General features: G+C 41.0%; 2 protein-coding genes. One reads left to right on the top strand and one right to left on the bottom strand.

Going from position 1 to position 1,328, the window contains the following annotated elements; genetic code table 11:
• Nucleotides 1-63 precede the first annotated feature (63 nt).
• Nucleotides 64-264: a cell surface composition regulator GlgS gene (glgS, locus tag E0D98_RS24305; RefSeq protein WP_000350095.1), complete on the top strand. Its 201-nt coding sequence runs from the start codon at nucleotides 64-66 to the stop codon at nucleotides 262-264.
• 42 nt (nucleotides 265-306) lie between these two features.
• On the opposite strand, the gene E0D98_RS24300 is transcribed toward glgS, so the two are convergent.
• Nucleotides 307-1,328, bottom strand: a 1,022-nt coding sequence (locus tag E0D98_RS24300; protein WP_233395664.1) for a fimbrial protein, incomplete at its 5' end; no start/stop codon positions are given.

The raw sequence follows: 1,328 nt of genomic DNA, 5'->3' as shown, positions 1-1,328 counted from the left end.
GAATACTGAAATCAGAAAAAGCATATGGCCTTAAAAGGTATGCGATAACCGGAGGATGTGCTTATGGATCATAGTCTTAATTCTTTAAATAATTTCGATTTCCTGGCGCGTAGTTTTGCCAGAATGCACGCAGAAGGTCGCCCGGTCGATATTCTTGCCGTTACTGGTAACATGGATGAAGAACATAGAACCTGGTTTTGCGCACGTTATGCCTGGTATTGTCAACAGATGATGCAGGCAAGAGAGCTGGAGTTAGAGCACTGATATAACGGGCCTGATGGCCCGTTTTAGTGTTTGTATTAGATGCTAGTTATAGGTGATTTTGAGGATGACGTCTTTACTAAACGGTCCCTCAACAACAGTCTCTGCCGGATTCGCACTAAGTTCTGCCCTGAATGGTGCGGTGACCGAAGGTGCACTAGACGATGAAAAAGAAGCAAATTGTGAGAAGCGGTTAAATTCCGTTGCTGTTCCATCTTTATGAAATATCTTCAATAGCAGTCCATTACCCATATCCAGATGGCTATAATCACTCAAAATATCCGTAGTGAAAAAGCTCCCTAAAATATTGAATTGCTCAGTACAGGCCGCACCAGGATCTTTTGTCATGACTACACTAAACGTCTCACTAACGCTGGTATTTTTAATTGTTCGGGAATTTATTTTACCAAAGTCAACAACGCCATCAGCTGGTTCCAGTGCGACATTAACAAAGCAGTCAAGGACATGAATATTATTTAATCCACGAATCCTGAAGGTCAAATTTTTGTCTACTTCTATAGCTCCTGCGCCACTCATACCTTTAAACTCTAGAGCGATATATTCATCAGGTAACACCAGGTTTTTATTAACTCTATTGGCATTTTTTGCTAATTTAATATAGAGTTGTACGCGAGCTGGAAAGGTTACTGATAATTGAGGCTCAGGACCTCCACTACAGACAGCGGGGTTTTTATAGTGATTATTAAAGGTACCCGCTCCTTTTATATCAATGCATTCTGGTGCTGCGATAGCATTAGGGGCAGTCGAATCATAATCAACTCCATTGTATGTTACGCCAAAAATATAGGAGTTCTGATTATAAAAGTCCTGACCGCCTGGTAAAAACATCATTATATTAGTCCAGGCTGATGGGTATTCTTCTCCAGGTGATGGGGCAGGTAATGCATTATTACAGAAGACATTCATAAAATACTCACTGCTTTGCCAGATCTTATCACCTTTTTTACCATTACTGGGGATAGAAATTCTTGGTACGTAACCAATGACTACGGTATTTCCCCCTTCATGTTCAGCATAGCAGTCCATTGCCCATACAGGTAATGCAC

Origin of the sequence: Escherichia sp. KCJ4928 (assembly GCF_004352695.1) — a bacterium.
Lineage (GTDB): Bacteria > Pseudomonadota > Gammaproteobacteria > Enterobacterales > Enterobacteriaceae > ECMA0423.
This window is presented reverse-complemented; position numbering and strand designations above follow the sequence as displayed.